The organism is Micromonospora sp. BQ32 (assembly GCF_059358895.1).
In genome coordinates, this window is sequence record NZ_JCADBI010000001.1 from 24,816 (window position 1) to 38,498 (window position 13,683).

The 13,683-nt window shown below is 71.5% G+C and carries 12 protein-coding genes and 1 pseudogene; 3 read left to right on the forward strand and 10 right to left on the reverse strand.

The genetic code is table 11. The features are described 5' to 3' along the window. The first annotated feature begins 739 nt into the window (after positions 1–739). Both AC5L30_RS00135 and AC5L30_RS00140 read left to right on the forward strand, forming a co-directional pair. Entirely contained in the window at positions 740–1,885 is a 1,146-nt protein-coding gene (locus AC5L30_RS00135) for a helix-turn-helix domain-containing protein (protein ID WP_494865292.1), read from the forward strand. Between the two features lie 342 nt (positions 1,886–2,227). Next, positions 2,228–2,395 (forward strand): annotated as a pseudogene (locus tag AC5L30_RS00140) (helix-turn-helix domain-containing protein); the annotation flags it as partial. Positions 2,396–3,427: 1,032 nt separating this feature from the next. Here the strand turns inward: AC5L30_RS00140 and AC5L30_RS00145 are convergent. Genes AC5L30_RS00145 through AC5L30_RS00165 form a run of 5 tightly spaced genes read right to left on the reverse strand, consistent with a single transcriptional unit; the run spans position 3,428 to position 8,567 of the window. Continuing rightward, positions 3,428–4,108, reverse strand: coding sequence for an ABC transporter ATP-binding protein (locus AC5L30_RS00145; RefSeq protein ID WP_494864300.1), 681 nt, complete (start codon positions 4,106–4,108; stop codon positions 3,428–3,430). Next, positions 4,105–5,115: an ABC transporter ATP-binding protein gene (locus AC5L30_RS00150; RefSeq protein ID WP_494864302.1), complete on the reverse strand. Its 1,011-nt coding sequence runs from the start codon at positions 5,113–5,115 to the stop codon at positions 4,105–4,107. The genes AC5L30_RS00145 and AC5L30_RS00150 overlap by 4 nt, the downstream gene beginning before the upstream one ends. Beyond that, complete coding sequence (locus AC5L30_RS00155; protein WP_494864304.1) at positions 5,112–5,996, reverse strand: ABC transporter permease; 885 nt, start codon at positions 5,994–5,996, stop codon at positions 5,112–5,114. Before AC5L30_RS00155 ends, AC5L30_RS00150 begins: the two co-directional genes overlap by 4 nt. Then, complete coding sequence (locus AC5L30_RS00160) at positions 5,989–7,008, reverse strand: ABC transporter permease (protein WP_494864306.1); 1,020 nt, start codon at positions 7,006–7,008, stop codon at positions 5,989–5,991. Before AC5L30_RS00160 ends, AC5L30_RS00155 begins: the two co-directional genes overlap by 8 nt. Further along, positions 6,978–8,567 carry an ABC transporter substrate-binding protein gene (locus AC5L30_RS00165; protein ID WP_494865294.1) on the reverse strand — a complete coding sequence of 530 codons (1,590 nt, stop codon included), beginning with the start codon at positions 8,565–8,567 and terminating at the stop codon, positions 6,978–6,980. The genes AC5L30_RS00160 and AC5L30_RS00165 overlap by 31 nt, the downstream gene beginning before the upstream one ends. 187 nt (positions 8,568–8,754) lie before the next feature. Between AC5L30_RS00165 and AC5L30_RS00170 the strand changes: the two genes are divergently transcribed. Further along, on the forward strand, positions 8,755–9,264 hold the full coding sequence (locus AC5L30_RS00170) for a signal peptidase II (protein ID WP_494864307.1): 510 nt from the start codon (positions 8,755–8,757) through the stop codon (positions 9,262–9,264). Here the strand turns inward: AC5L30_RS00170 and AC5L30_RS00175 are convergent. The 5 genes from AC5L30_RS00175 to AC5L30_RS00195 are packed head-to-tail and all read right to left on the reverse strand — an operon-like array spanning position 9,253 to position 13,627. Continuing rightward, on the reverse strand, positions 9,253–9,894 hold the full coding sequence (locus AC5L30_RS00175) for a LutC/YkgG family protein (protein ID WP_494864309.1): 642 nt from the start codon (positions 9,892–9,894) through the stop codon (positions 9,253–9,255). The genes AC5L30_RS00170 and AC5L30_RS00175 overlap by 12 nt on opposite strands. Next, positions 9,891–11,336 (reverse strand): LutB/LldF family L-lactate oxidation iron-sulfur protein, encoded by a 1,446-nt coding sequence (locus AC5L30_RS00180; protein ID WP_494864310.1) that lies wholly within the window; start codon positions 11,334–11,336, stop codon positions 9,891–9,893. Before AC5L30_RS00180 ends, AC5L30_RS00175 begins: the two co-directional genes overlap by 4 nt. Continuing rightward, a complete protein-coding gene (locus AC5L30_RS00185) occupies positions 11,333–12,043 on the reverse strand; it encodes a (Fe-S)-binding protein (protein WP_494864312.1) in 711 nt (236 codons plus the stop codon). The genes AC5L30_RS00180 and AC5L30_RS00185 overlap by 4 nt, the downstream gene beginning before the upstream one ends. A gap of 28 nt (positions 12,044–12,071) precedes the next feature. After that, positions 12,072–12,791: a GntR family transcriptional regulator gene (locus AC5L30_RS00190; protein WP_494864313.1), complete on the reverse strand. Its 720-nt coding sequence runs from the start codon at positions 12,789–12,791 to the stop codon at positions 12,072–12,074. Beyond that, a complete protein-coding gene (locus AC5L30_RS00195; RefSeq protein ID WP_494865295.1) occupies positions 12,788–13,627 on the reverse strand; it encodes an RNA-guided endonuclease TnpB family protein in 840 nt (279 codons plus the stop codon). Before AC5L30_RS00195 ends, AC5L30_RS00190 begins: the two co-directional genes overlap by 4 nt. Positions 13,628–13,683: the final 56 nt, after the last annotated feature.

Genomic DNA, 13,683 nt, shown 5'->3' on the forward strand with positions numbered 1-13,683 from the left:
CCGCTCAGCTCCGGCATTCCGGAGTAGCACGCCTGCCAGTGAATCTCGTGGGCCAGGTCCTCGGGGTCGCCCTTTCCAGCAGCTATGTTCGCTGCTGCCTCACGCATGAGGTGTAGCCGGGCGCCGCTCTTGTCCGGGACCGGACAGCCGAACTCGTCCCTCGCTTGGCGGAACAGGTCAACGGCTTCCCGTGACTGACCCTTCGAAAGGCCAGCGAGCTCACGCAAGCTCGGAGAGTCAACGCCTCGGGTTAGTGCGTGAGCAGTCGTCATCGGCAGGTTATCGCCGACCGGCTTCATCCATGGCCAGCCGGATGGCAAGGTCGCGCAGCTGCTCCATGCCGAAGAGGATAAGCGGTGCGCGGATCACCGACCAAGGCGTTTACGACGGCGAGCAAGCTCGGGGACGCGGGCAAGGGTGGGTAGCCCTTCGACGAAAGTTCTGGGGGCACAGACGGGGCACAAGACGCCGTGAAACGTCGTCAAGCAATGCTGAACGGTGGCAGCCCGAGACTCCGCACGAGCAGGCGTCGAAGGCTGATCCCGCTGGTAGCGGTACAGCGGCTCTTAGTTCCGCTTCATCCTCTGAGGCACGGATAGATGATCAAGCGCATGACGGTGCTACCGGTGCAGATCGGTGTACCGTCCGAAGTGGCAGCCTGCCGGGGATGGTCGGCAGGGATCTCATGTCATCTGGAGTTCTGCTGATGCCTCGCCGGCCTATACCTGCTGATCCGTCGATTGGCGATCGTATTCGTGCTCGTCGGGAGTTGCGTGGTTGGAGTGTGCGGTATGCGGCCAGTCGGGCGGGGATTTCCCATACGTCGTGGTCGCGGATCGAACGTGGTCAGCAGCGCACCGACCGGTACATGGTGGTGGATCTAGCTGCGGCTCTTGAGTGTTCGGTGGTGGATCTGACCGGCCAGGCTTACCCGCCGGCTGATCGGCAGCTTGATGCGGCGCGCATCGACGCTGAGCGGGTTTGGCGGATCATGATGGACACGCCGATGGGCGGACGTTCCGATGCGGTGGCGACTGTCGAGCAGGTGCGTCGTGAGGCGGCGCTCGTGAGTGGCCTGTACGGGCGGTGTGACTACGCGGGCGCGTTGCGGCGGCTTGTCGATCTGGTGCCGGCGATACACGGCCTTACCGATCGGCGAGTGGCGCTGACGGAGATGGTGCCGGTGTACGGCGTGGCGATGGGGTCATTGCTGAACGTCAGCTATCCGGCGCATGCGTGGCTTGCGGCAGAGCGTTGTGCCGAGGCGGCCGGGTTGCTCGAAGACCCGGTGGCGGTCGGGGTCGCGGCGGCGAACCGGGCGCGGGTGTCGGCCTATTCGGGGGCGTACGGTCCGGCGCGGGCGCTGTGTGACGTCGCAGCTGCTGATCTACTGGGTAGCGGCGCGCACGGGGCGTTGGACGTGCTGGGGTTCCTGCACCTGGCGCGGGCGCATCACCTCGCCGGGCTGCGCGATCAGGCCGCTGCGGAAGACCATCTTGCCGAGGCAGGGCGGATCGCGGCACACACCGGGGAGACCGACAGTTGGGATCTCGCCTGGGGGCCACGAAACGTGGCGCTGTGGCTGATGGCGTTCCTGCTCGACACGGGCCGTCCGGAGGCCGCGTTGCAGACGGCGGTCGGTGTGGAGTTGGCGGGTCTGCCGGCGGTGCGACAGGTGTATTTCTGGCTCGACATGGGCCGTGCCGCCGAGGCGGTCGGCCGGGAACGTGATGCGGTGCGGATGCTGCTCGCTGCGGAGCGGGTCGGTCCGCAGCATGCCCGCTCGTCGGTGTCGGCGCGCGAGACGGCACGTTCGTTGCTGCGCAAGGGCGCGACATCCCCGGAGCTGCGGGGGCTGTGCGAGCGGATGAGCCTCACCTCCTAGTAGTGGTGCGTAAGCGTTCCAGCTAACGGATGTGCGTTCCGTAGCGTCCCGATTACAGCGCGGCCCGCGTGTTCGTCCCTTTCCGATTGCTGCGGTCGCGCCTCTGAGCCGGCGCGACGGTGGCGACATCTCCCGTTGACACACACCGCCGCGCCCTGTCTGAAGAGGGGTCGTACGGCATGGAACACGATCGAGGGCAAAGCCGAGGCGAACAGGCGGAAGCGGCGGAGCGGGAGGCCGCGAAGCAACGGATTCTGGCGCAGGCCGAGGCCGAGCGAATACCGGTCGAGGAAACAACCCGGGCAGTGCCGGATTGGCGGTGGCGTCGTGACCGTTGAACCCGTGCCGATCGGCCGGCGTGTCGCCTACCTGCGGGTGCGCCGGAAGCTGTCGCAGCAGTCGTTCGCGGATCGGTTGGGGAAGTCGAAGAGTTGGGTGGACAAGGTCGAACGCGGCGTGCGCTCGTTGGAACGCCTGTCGACCATCCGCGACATCGCCACCGTGCTCCGCGTCGACGCCGCGATCCTGCTCGGACGCGACGTCCAGCCCGCCGAGGTAGCCGAGCGCCACGAAGGTGTCGCCCAGATTCGGGCGGCGATGTCGACGTACGAGATGGCCCTCGGCCGACCGTCAGCCCGTTGCGAGGCGATGCCGCCGGAGAGACTGGCCCGGGAAATCGCGCACTCGTGGACCACCTACCAGCACGCTCGCTATCCGCATCTGGTTGAGCTGTTGCCGGCGTTGTTGACCAAGGTGCACCGGGCTCACGCCCAGGACCCGGAGGCAGGTCGGACGCTGGTGGTGGAGGCGTACCGGGTCACTGCAGCGTTGCTGGTGAAACTGGACGAGGCCCACCTTGCCTGGCTGGCCGCCGACCGGGCCATGTCCGCCGCCACCGGTGACCGGACTTCGCTGGCGTGCGCGGCGGTGCAGCTCGGCCAGGTCCTCAGGACATCGGGGCGGGCGAAGTCGGTGATGATGGCCGCCGCCTACCAGATCGCCCCACCCGACCCCGACACCGGCGAGCCCCAGGAGGTATCGCTGTGCGGCGCCCTGCTCGTGCAGGCAGCCCTGATCGCCGCCACCTCCGGCAACGACCGCGCCACCGCTGATCTGCTGGACGAAGCCGCCGCCATGGCCACCCGAGTCGGCGACGGCCACGACCATCACCACACCGCGTTCGGGCCGACCGCTGTCGAACTGGCTCGGGTCGCCGCTGCCGTCGAGCTGGGCGATGGACCGGAGGCGCTCGTCCGGCACGACAGAGCAATCGGGCGCGACGGTTGGCGGTGGCTGCCCGTGGAGCGCCATCAGCCTCGGGCTGGTGTGAACGTGACCGCGCCGTTCCTGTCTCTCGCTCAAATCCGCAACCGCCTTACCCTCATCGCCCGAGCCCACCTGCGAGCGAAGGCAGCAGGGAGCCCGTGCCCGGTGTGTGGAACGCCATCGGTGGATGCCGGCCGAGCGCCCGGTGGCGGCGTCCGGTCCGACATTTCGATTATTGATCGCACCTCTCTGGCCACCGGGCGTCCGGAGCGAGGGTCAGGTGCGTGCCCTCGCGGTGCCGGCGAGGTCGACGATCCGGTCGCTCCAGCGGTCCAGCAGGGTCTGGTCGTGGGTGATGACCAGGACACCGGCGCGTTGGGTCCGCTGGTAGTCGCGGATGACAGCGGCGACGTGCGCCTGGGTTGAGGCGTCGAGCATCGCGGTGGCCTCGTCGCAGAGCAGGTAGTCGGGGCGGTGCACGAGGGCCCGGGCGAGGCAGGCGCGTTGCAGTTGCCCGTCGGACACCGCGTGGGGACGCCGGCTGCGCAGATCCGCGGTGAGGCCGACGAGGTCGGCGAGTTCGGCCACCCGGTCCCGGACCGCCGACTCGGGCGTCCGGGTCGCCCGCAGTGGCTCGGCGATCAGATCGGTGAGGCTCAGTCGAGGGTCGGCGGCGGCGCGCGGGCTCTGGAAGAGGGCGGCGACGCGGGTCCGTAGGGCGACCGGCACGGCGTACCGGACGGCGTCGACCGAGGTGCCGTCGATGCTGACCCGGCCCTGATCGGGGCGGTGCAGCAGGGCCAGGACCCGGACCAGTGTCGACTTTCCGCAGCCGGACGGCCCGCGCAGTCCGACGGTCTCTCCCCGGCCGATCCGCAGGGTGACGCCGTCGAGGACGACCTGGCGGCCGTACCCGACGCTCACCTCGTCGGCGAGCAGGTGCTGCGCGCTGGTCACGTGGTGGCTCCGGTGGGGATCGGATGGTGGCAGGCCACCGTGCCGCCACCGGTGACCGGTGTCGGCTGTGGTCGGTCCGCGCAGGTGTCGGTGCGGCGTGGGCAGCGGGGCGCGAAAGCGCATCCGGGGGGCAGCGCGGTGAGCATCGGCGGGTCGCCCGGCACCGGTCGGAAGGCCCGATCCGGCAGGGCGTCGAGCAGCGCCGAGGCGTACGGGTGAGTTGGTGCGGTGAAGAGCTTGTCGGTGTCGCGATGTTCCACGATACGGCTGGCGTACATCACGGCGACGGTGTCGGCGACTCGGTGTGCGGCGGCCAGGTCGTGCGTGATGAGCACGACGGCGGCGCCGTTGTCGCAGCGGCGGCGCAGCAGGTCGAGGGTGTGGTCCACCAGCGGCCGGTCCAGCCCGGTGGTGGGCTCGTCGGCGATGAGCAGCGACGGGTCGGGTGCCAGCGCGAGCGCGGTGACCAGACGCTGTGCCATGCCGCCGGACAGCTCGTGGGGGTAGCGGTCCAGGTCCGCCGGGTCGAGCCCGACATCGACCGCGAGTTGGTCGGCGTCGGCGCGGTCGCGGTCGCGGCCGTGCGCCCGCAGCGTCTCGGCGAGCAGTCGCCGTCCGGTGCGGACCGGGTTCAGGGCGGTAGCCGGGCTCTGCGGGACCAGCCCGACCCGGCGCCCGCGTACCGTGCGGGCCAGCTGGCGTTGGCCGCAGGTGACCAGGTCGACCGGGTCGGCGCCAGGGTGGCGCAGGATGGCGTGACCGGTGGTCGTGGCGTTGCCCGGCAGCAGGCCGAGCAGGGCGTGGGCCAGGACGGACTTGCCGCAGCCGGACTCACCCACGATGGCCAGCAGTTCGCCGGCCTGCACGGTGAGGCTGAGGTCGGTGACGGCGCGCACGCGCGCGTCGCGGAGCCGGAACTCGACGCCGAGGCCGTCCACGGCGAGCAGCGGCTGCGTCGCGGTGATGCGGGGCGACGCCGGGGCGGGAACGGATTCGGTGGTGGTCACAGGTGCAGCTCCGCTCGGACCCGGGGATCGAGGCGGTCACGCCAACGGGCGGCGAGGACCGCGATGGCGAGGGTGACGACGACGATGACCGCGCCCGGTGCCAGGCTGGCCCACCAGGCACCGGTCAGCAGCGACCCCTGACCATCGTTGATCATGTTGCCCAGCGAGGCGAGGTGTGGCGGCAGACCGAGGCCGAGGAACGACAGGGCGGTCTCGTGCCACACCGCGTGCGGAATCATCAACGTGGTGGCCAGCGCCAGCCGGGGCAGGACGTGCGGCAGCAGGTGCCGGGTGAGGACCCGGAGTCGGCCGGCTCCGCCGCTGATGGCGGCGTCGATGAAGGGTCGGGTGCGAAGGCTCAACAACTCGGATCGGACGATGCGGGCGGTGGAGAGCCAGTGGGTGAGCCCGACGGAGGCGATCACGGCACCGAGGCTGGGACGCAGCATGGCGACGATGAAGATGCCCAGCAGCAGGTGCGGCATCGCGGCGATGGTGTCCACGATCCGCATCAGGATCCGGTCCACCCGGCCACCGACGGTGCCGGCGATCCCGCCGACCACGCCGCCGAGGACGGTGGCGACCAGCGCGGCGACCGCGCCGACCAGCAGCGAGACCCGCAGCCCGTAGACGGCGCGGTGGGCCACGTCGCGGCCCAGGTCGTCGGTGCCGGCGAGATGGGTCCAGGACGGCGACAACCGGGTCTGGTCCAGCGCGACCGCGCTCTGGTCGAGCGGCCAGACGAGCGGGGCGAGCAGCGAGCCGGCGACGGCCACCAGCAGGACCAGTCCGGCCGCGACGGCACCGGCCTGGCCGGGCCGCAGCCGCAGCCGCGACCGGGCCACCCGGAGCAGCGGCGGTCGGGCGGCGAGGTCAGCCATCGAGTCGTACCCTCGGGTCGGCGGCGGCGTAGGCGAGGTCGGTCGCGAGGTTCGCGGCCAGCACCACCGCGGTGGTGACCAGCGTGATCGCCGCCAGCAGCGGGAAGTCGCTGCCGAGCGCGGCGGCGACCGTGACGGCCCCGAGGCCCGGCAGTGAGAAGACCGTTTCGACCAGCACCGCCCCGCCGACCAGCTCGGGCAGGTGGGTGCCGACCAGGGTGAGGAACGGCAGCAGCGCGGTCCGCAGCGCGTGCCCGAACAGCACCGTCCGACCGGGCAACCCGCGGGCCCGCGCCGCGAGCACGTGGTCGTCGCGCATGCTCTCCGCGACCGCGTCCCGGACGAACAGCACGAACCACGGTGCCTGGGACACGGCCAGCACTCCGACCGGCAGGATCAGGTGGTGTGCCACGTCGGCCCAGGAGGTGCTGGTCGCGGTGACGTCGGTGAGCCCGCCCGCCGGCAACCAACCCAGGGCCAGCGCGAACACCGCGATCGCGGCTAGGCCCAGCCAGAAGACCGGCATCGACTGCACGGCGTACGCGGCCGTCCGCAACGCGCGGTCGAACAGCCCACCCCGGCGGTACGCGGCCAGCGCGCCCAGCAGCAGGCTCGCGACCAGGACCAGGGCGAGGGCCGCGCCGATCAGGAGCAGTGTCCAGCCGGCCCGGGCGGCGAGCACCGAGGCGACCGGCTCGTGGCGGCTGGTCGACCAGCCCAGGTCGCCCTGGACCAGGTTGCTGATCCAGCGCAGGTACTGCACCGGCAGGGGGTCGTCGACGCCCCAGTTGGCGCGCAGCTGGGCCAGGTTCTCCTCGCTGGCGGTGAAGGCCGCCGCGCCCGCGTACTGTTTCGCGGGGTCGACCGGCGAGGCGGCGCCCAGGGCGAACATCCCGACGCTGGTCGCGGCGAGCACCGGCACGGCGACGAGGAGCCGGCGCCGGACCACCGCACCGGCCCCGGCCAGTCGACCGGAGCGGGTCACGACCGCGTCCAGGTGTCGATGTTCCACCAGAGGCTGTTCGCCACCCCGTGCTCGTGCGCCTCGACCCGCGGCGTCACGCCCTGGACCGACGACTTCAGCACGTAGGTGTGCCGCAGGTAGGTGAGGAACAGCCACGGCACGTCGGCGGCCAACTGCTTCTGGAACTGCGCGTACGCGGCCTTGCGAAGGGCCGGGTCGATCTGGTCGCGGCCCTCCTGGAGGGCGCGGTCCGTCACCTCGGAGCGGTACGAGCCGGGGTTGAAGTAACCCTGCCCCGCGAACGTCGAGCCGAACAGCTTGTACGAGACGAAGTCCGGGTCGTACGGCGTGCCGTAGCCCATCAGCAGGGCGTCGGACTTCATCCGGGGGTCGATGGCGTCCCAGGTGAGCCCCGCCGGGGTCACCTCGATGCCGATCTTCTTCGCGTCGGCGGTGACGGCAAGGGCGAGGTCCTTGCGCAGCGTGTCGCTCGCCGGGTACATCAGCGTGAACCGGGCCGGTCGGCCGTCCTTGACGCGTACCCCGCCGGGACCGGGGGTCCAGCCGGCTGCGTCGAGCAGCGCTCCCGCCGCCGTCGGATCGCCGGTCGGCTTGCCGATGATCGAGGGGTCGGCGAACTCGGAGGTCGGCGGGATCGGGCCGAACGCCGGTTCGCCGGCGCCACCGAGGAGCCCGGACACCATCGCGGCCCGGTCGACGGCCAGGTTGAGCGCCCGGCGGACCGCCGGGTCGGCGAGGAGCGGGTTGCCCGTCGGCAGCATCACGCCGCGGTAGTCGGCGGTCGGCACCCGCTGCACCCGGTACGTGGCGTCGGTGTCGAAACCGGAGGCGAGCTTCGGCGGCAACTCGGCGGCGTCGAACTCGCCGGCGCGCATCCGCTGGGCGCGGACGTTGTCGTCGGCGACGAACGCGACCACCACCCGGTTGTTCTTCGGCCGGCCACCGAAGTAGCGCTCGTTCGCGGTGAGCACCAGGCGGTCGCCCGGCGTCCAGGAGTCGACCCGGTACGGCCCGGTCCCGATCGGCTTGCGGTTGAACCCGGCGGTGTTGATGTCCTGACCGCTGAGCAGCTTGGCCGGCACGATGCCGAGGGTGAGCCGCTGCAGGAACGGCGCGTACGGGTAGCGCAGCCGGAACACGACAGTGGCCGCGTCGGGCGCGGTCACCGACTCCACCATGTCCAGGTCGGAGCGGAGCGTCGAGTCGACAGTCGGATCCAGGACGGCCTGGTACGTGAAGACGACGTCCTGGGCGGTCAGCTCGGTGCCGTCGTGGAACTGCACGCCGTCGCGGAGCTTCGCGGTCACGGTGCGCCCATCGGGTGACAGCTCCGGCAGCGCCGTGGCCAGACCGGCGGCGAGACGGTTGTCGTCGCCGCGGGTGACGAGGCCGTCGAAGATCAGCGAGGCGCCGTCGACGCCGTAGTTGAGCACCGGGTTCAACGCGTCCGGCTCGTCGGAGGTGGCGACGACCAGCGTCGCGCCGCCGGATGAGCCGTCGGGGGTGGCCGGGGCCGAGCATCCGGCGAGGACGAGCATCCCCGCCGCCGCGGTCGACGCCACGAGGCGTCGGAAGGTCGGACGCATCCGGGTCACAGAGGGCTCCTGTGCTGTGGGGAGGAATCGTTGGTCGGGCGGGCGCGCCCCCGCAACCGTTGATCATCACGGTGACACAATTGCCACTCATTGGCAATTACCAGAGGTATGCATCATGCCGATGCCAGGACCCGTCCGCCGGTGGTGACGGCCACCGGTGACCGGTTAGGGTTCCCGGATGTTCCGCGCCGTCGTGTTGATCGCTGCTGTGGTGCTCGCCGCGGATCAGCTCACCAAGTACTGGGCCGAGTCCGCGCTCTCGGACGGGCAGACCATCACCGTTCTCGGTGACCTGCTGCAACTGCGACTCGTGTACAACCCGGGCGCCGCCTTCTCGATCGGCTCCGCGTACACCTGGATCTTCGCGGTGTTCGCGGCGGCGGCGGTGGTCGCGGTGACGGTCGTGGCGCGGCGGGTCACGTCACGGGCCTGGGCGGCGGCGTTGGGCCTGGTGCTCGGCGGCGCGGCGACGCACCTGCTGGACCGCCTCTTCCGCGAGCCGGGCTTCGCTCGCGGGCACGTGGTGGACTTCATCGACTACGCCGGGTTCTTCGTCGGCAACGTCGCCGACATCGCCCTGGTGATCGGCGTGGGCATCGTCATGCTGCTCAACGTGCGCGGCATTCCGTTGCACGCGACGGCGGGCGAGACCCGCACTGACGAGCCGGTGCCGTCGTCAGGCGCCTGAGCCGCCCGTCGGGCCGACTGGGACGACTTCGTCGTCTGGGGCGATCAGGACGACCTCCAGCCGACGCGGGCCGTGCACTCCCTCGACCCGGTTGAGCTCGATGTCGCTGGTCGCGGACGGGCCGGAGATCCAGGTCTGCGGCGCGCGCGGGTCCAGTCGGGTCAGCGCCTCCGGCAGCAGACCGACGACCTGGTCGGTGCGGACGACGCAGATGTGCCGGTCCGGCACCAGGGTGAGCGCGCGTCGCCCCTGCGCCGGGCCGGCGTCGAGAATGATGGTGCCGGTGTCGGCGACCGCGACGGCGCAGCCGGTCAGGACCGCGTCCAGGTCGTCGAGCGCGGCCGGTGACAGCGGGGGCGCGTCGCGGTGCAGTTGCCCGGCGTAGCCGGCCAGCCAGGCGGCGGGGACGTCGGTGGGGACGGCAAGCCGGTCGACCTCGCCGAGGAGCCGGGGGAGGGCGTCGATGCCACGATGGACGACCGCCCGGTAGTCCTCCAGGCGGTCGACGAGGGTTGCGATCAGGTCGGGGTGGTCGTCGAGCCGGCGGTACCGGCGGGGCACCTGCACCGGCGGCGGGCTGTCGGCCAGGGCCGTCCGGAGCCGCGCCAGGATCTCGTCACGAGCGGTCACTGCTTCCCCCACCATTCCCGGAAGGTCTGCGGCGCGGGCAGCGGCAGGTCCCGCGACCGGGTCCACGCCGACGCGGGCCAGGGCAGTCGCCGCAGCGTGCGAGCGCCGGTGCGCCGCTCACGGTACGCCCCGAGCGGCCCCGCGCCGGCCCGGGCCAGGCGCAGGGCGGTCGCCCAGCGTCGGGGGCTGCGCATCACCCAGGACAGGACGCGCATGGCGGCCCGTTCGGCCGGCGGGTGCGGTGCCTGCTGACGGAGGTGGACCAGGATCTCCGGAATGTTGATCTTCACGGGGCACACGTCGTAGCAGGCGCCGCAGAGGGTCGACGCGTACGGCAGCGAGGCGTTGTCGGCCACGCCGGTCAGCTGCGGCGACAGGATCGCCCCGATCGGCCCCGGGTACACCGAGCCGTACGCGTGCCCGCCGGCCCGCTCGTACACCGGGCAGACGTTGAGGCACGCGGAGCAGCGGATGCAGGACAGCGCCGGCCGCCCGACCGGGTCGGCGAGCACCGCGGACCGGCCATTGTCGACGAGCACGACGTGCACGTCCTGCGGGCCGTCGCCGGGGGTGACGCCGGTCCACATCGAGGTGTACGGGTTCATCCGCTCGCCGGTCGAGGACCGCGGCAGCAGTTGCAGGAAGACCTCCAGGTCGGTGAAGGTCGGCAGCAGCTTCTCGACGCCGACGACGCTGATCAGCGTCTCGGGGAGGGTGAGGCACATGCGGCCGTTGCCCTCGGACTCCACCACCACGAGCGTGCCGGTGTCGGCGACGGCGAAGTTCGCGCCGGAGACGGCGACCCGGGCCGAGAGAAAGCGTCGTCGCAGGTGGGCGCGGGCCGCCTCGGCAAGGGCAGCCGGTTCGTCGCTCAGGTCGGCCGGCACGTCGGCCATGCGGCGCTGGAAGATCTCCCGGATCTGGGCCCGGTTGTAGTGGATCGCCGGCACCAGGATGTGCGAGGGGGTGTCCTCGCCGAGCTGCACGATCAGTTCCGCGAGGTCGGTCTCGTACGCGGCAATCCCGGCCGCCTCCAGCGCCTCGTTGAGCTCGATCTCCTGGGTCGCCATCGACTTGACCTTCACGACCTCGTCGGCCCCGGCGGCCCGGGTCAACGCGACCACGATCCGGCACGCCTCGGCCGCGTCGCGGGCCCAGTGCACGGTGGCGCCGGCAGCGGTGACGGACGCCTCGAACTGCTCCAGCAACTCCGGCAATCGACGTTGGACGTCCGCCTTGATCGCCGAGCCGGCGTCCCGCAGCGCCTCCCAGTCGGGTACCTCGTCGACGACCCGGGCTCGCTTGGCGCGGATGGTGCGGGTGGCCCGGTGCAGGTTGGCCCGGAGTTGCGTGTCGGCGACGGCTGGTTTGGCGGCGGTGGGGAAGGGCAGCGGGGTGCGGATCCGCCCGCCCCCGGTGGCGGGTGCGACCGGAGGGTTCATGAGCTGGCTCCCGTCTCGGCGAGAATCTCGGCGTAGTGCACGGCCCGTACGGCCGCCCGCTGGCGGTCGAGGCCGCCGCCGATGTGCGCCAGGCAGGAGTTGTCGGCGGCGGCGAGCACCCGGGCGCCGGTGTCGCGGACCCGGGCGCACTTGTCGGTGAGCATGGCGGTGGAGACGTCCGGGTTCTTCAGGGCGAACGTGCCGCCGAAACCGCAACACTCCTCGGCGTCGCCCAGCTCGACCAGCTTGATCCCGCGCACCTGACGCAGCAGGGTCAGCGGCCGGTCGCCGAGGCGCAGCATGCGCAGGCCGTGGCAGGTGGGGTGGTAGGTGACCGTCTCCGGGAACTCGGCGCCGACGTCGGTGACGCCGAGAACGTCGACGAGCAGCTCGGACAGCTCGTACGTGCGGGCGGCCACCGAGGTGGCGGGCGGGTGCAGGCGCGGGTACTGGTCGCGGATCATCGCGGTGCACGACCCGGACGGTGCGACGATGGCGTCGTAGGAGTCGAAGACGTCGACGTAGTTGCGCACCATCGGCAGGGCCTCGGCCCGGTAGCCCGTGTTGGCGTGCATCTGCCCGCAACAGGTCTGGGCGGTGGGGAAGTCGACGGTGTGGCCGAGCCGCCGCAGGATGCGGGTGACCGCGATGCCGGTGGCGGGGTACGCGAGGTCGTTGACGCAGGTGATGAAGAGGGCGATCCGCATGGCGGCTCCTCGGGTGTGTGGGGGTGGGTCACGCCGAGTCGCGCGGTGTTGCGGGGGTGGGGAGCTGGTCGAAGGCGGGCAGGTGGCGCTTCCGGGCGGCGCTGAGGTGGGCGCGCATCGCTTCGGTGGCGGCTGCCGCGTCGCCGGCGACGATGGCGGCGGCGATGCGCTGGTGCTCGGTGTTGGTGTCCGGCGCGCCGGCGACCGGAAAGTACAGCCGGTGCAGGTGCAGGTGTGAGTGCAGCCGCGTGATGGTGTCCCGCAGCAGGGGGCTGCCGGAGACCTCGGCGATCAGGTCGTGGAACTTCGCGTCCAGCGCGGTGAAGGCGGCGTGTCGGCGATAGCCGTCGCCGGCCTCCACGTCGATGCTCGCCGCCGCCTCGACGCTGATCCGTTGGCGGGCTTCGGCGGAGGCGTGCGTGGCGGCACGTCCGGCGGTGGCGCCCTCCAGCAGTTGGCGGACGTCGAACAGGTCGTCGAACTCGGCGCGGCTCAGCAGCGGAGTGGTGGTGTAGCCGGAGAGCGGGCGTTTACGGACCAGGCCGTCGGCCTCCAGCCGGGCGAGGGCCTCGCGGACGGGGGTGGGGGAGACATCCAGCTCCCGGGCGAGCGCGTCGATGTTGACCCGCTCGCCGGGGGGAAGGATGTGGTCCATGACCAGCGTCTTTATCGACTCGTAGACGTCCTCGGTGAGGGTGAGTCGACGGGCGGGACGGAGTCGACCCTCGCGAGGGTCCTGCTGGGTCATCTCGTCTCCTCAGCAACCGTTACCTCTCGGTACGCTTTGGTGTGCGCATGATCGGCAGTCCTGCCTTGCGGTGGGACGGTCCCGGTCTTGCCGGCGGGTGCCGTGCCGGGTTCACGTTTCTCGGCCATCTGCCCGCGTGTGCGGGTCTTATGGTCGGCTCCACGTGCTGCCACCGGGCCACTCCCGGCGGTTGTTGTCTGTGCCGCGAGGGCGGCGAGGTTGCGGGCGGCGTTGAGGTCCCGGTTCAGGGCCAGGCCACACGTGCCGCATTCGTATTCGCGCTCGGACAGGGCAAGCTTGGTTTTCACCGTGCCGCAGCCTGAGCAGGTTTTCGAGGACGGATACCAGCGGTCGGCGGTGATGAGCTTCCCGCCGTTCCAGGTTGTTTTGTAGGCGAGTTGGCGGCGGATCTCGGCGAACCCGGCATCGGCGATGTGTCGGGCCAGTCGCCGGTTGGTCAGCATCCCGGCCACGTTCAGGTCTTCCACGACGACGGTGCCGTGGGTGGTGGCCAGGCGGGTGGTGAGCTTGTGTAGGCCGTCGCGGCGCAGGTTCGCCACCCGGGCGTGCGCCCGACTGAGGCGGGTGCACGCCCGTCGCCACCGGTTCGACGGGCGCTGCCCGGTGCGCCGGTCCGGGCCGGTCTTGCGGGATACCGCCCGTGCGAGAGCCCGCAGGCGGCGCTGGGCGTCGGTGAGGTGACGAGGGTTAGTACCAGGTCGCCGGTCGACAGGACCGCGAGGTGCGCAACGCCGACGTCGACACCGACTACTGACCCGGGGCGCGCCGGCGTGCGGTCGGGGCGTTCGACCTCGACGCAGAACGCGACATACCAGCGTCCGCCGTCACGGCGCAGGGTGGCGGACATGATCCGGGCGGTGCCGGCCTCCAC

Excerpts from the sequence above, each read along its gene's own strand:
- AC5L30_RS00155 (WP_494864304.1), bottom strand. The coding sequence starts at position 5,996 with ATGGCTGACCTCGCCGCCCGACCGCCGCTGCTCCGGGTGGCCCGGTCG.
- AC5L30_RS00165 (WP_494865294.1), bottom strand. The coding sequence starts at position 8,567 with ATGCGTCCGACCTTCCGACGCCTCGTGGCGTCGACCGCGGCGGCGGGG.
- AC5L30_RS00170 (WP_494864307.1), top strand. The coding sequence starts at position 8,755 with ATGTTCCGCGCCGTCGTGTTGATCGCTGCTGTGGTGCTCGCCGCGGAT.
- AC5L30_RS00180 (WP_494864310.1), bottom strand. The coding sequence starts at position 11,336 with ATGAACCCTCCGGTCGCACCCGCCACCGGGGGCGGGCGGATCCGCACC.
- AC5L30_RS00185 (WP_494864312.1), bottom strand. The coding sequence starts at position 12,043 with ATGCGGATCGCCCTCTTCATCACCTGCGTCAACGACCTCGCGTACCCC.
- AC5L30_RS00190 (WP_494864313.1), bottom strand. The coding sequence starts at position 12,791 with ATGACCCAGCAGGACCCTCGCGAGGGTCGACTCCGTCCCGCCCGTCGA.